This window comes from Zoogloea sp. LCSB751 (genome assembly GCF_002028455.1).
Taxonomy (GTDB): Bacteria; Pseudomonadota; Gammaproteobacteria; order Burkholderiales; family Rhodocyclaceae; genus Zoogloea.
In genome coordinates, this window is the sequence record NZ_MWUM01000082.1 from 1 (window position 1) to 605 (window position 605).

The 605-nt window shown below is 41.7% G+C and carries 1 protein-coding gene and 1 pseudogene; both read right to left on the minus strand.

The genetic code is table 11. From position 1 onward, the window contains the following. Positions 1-298, minus strand: a pseudogene (locus tag B4920_RS25830) (IS4 family transposase); the annotation flags it as partial. Between the two features lie 102 nt (positions 299-400). Further along, the coding region (locus tag B4920_RS30075; protein WP_216820034.1) for a hypothetical protein at positions 401-605 on the minus strand (205 nt) is incomplete at its 5' end.

Sequence of the window (605 nt, forward strand, 5' to 3'; positions counted from 1 at the left end):
CTGACCAATCGACGAGCACAATCGGCATAGGGTTACCAGAACAGATGAGGCTGGCATGCCATTGGTAGACAGCTAACCGTTCTTGATGCAGATGCGTGTTGCCGAGCAAACGATCAATGCGCTTGATGTTGTGCTTGGTTCGGGCCGTGGTTGGTAAATTTCGACCTAACTCAGTCAAGGTCAGTGTCTTACATTCAATCAGTGCCTTAGAGGCCAGCATCAAGCTGTTTAATCGTTTTAGGTGAAGTTCTGGGCAGTATTGGTGTAAAGAATGTTGTAGGATATTGGCTTCGCGCATCTTGTTGTCCAAGTGTAGTTTTTAGCGAAACCATTTGATCATGCAACAAGATGCGCTTCCACCCTAATTTGATGATTTATTTGTAAATCATCAGGGGATTCTTCAGCGTTGAGTCTCCCTCATGACTCTATTGTATATTCGGTAAGTATCACCTTTTCTCTTATGTCTGAAGAACGGAGAAACCTCTGTTTGCTCTAAACCAAAGCTAATACCTTGTATGTCTGGCATTTCATTATCAACAGCAGAACCTTTCTTTAATTCATTTCTTATCACTTGAAGAAAAGTCTTTTCTATATTAGCAAAGTAA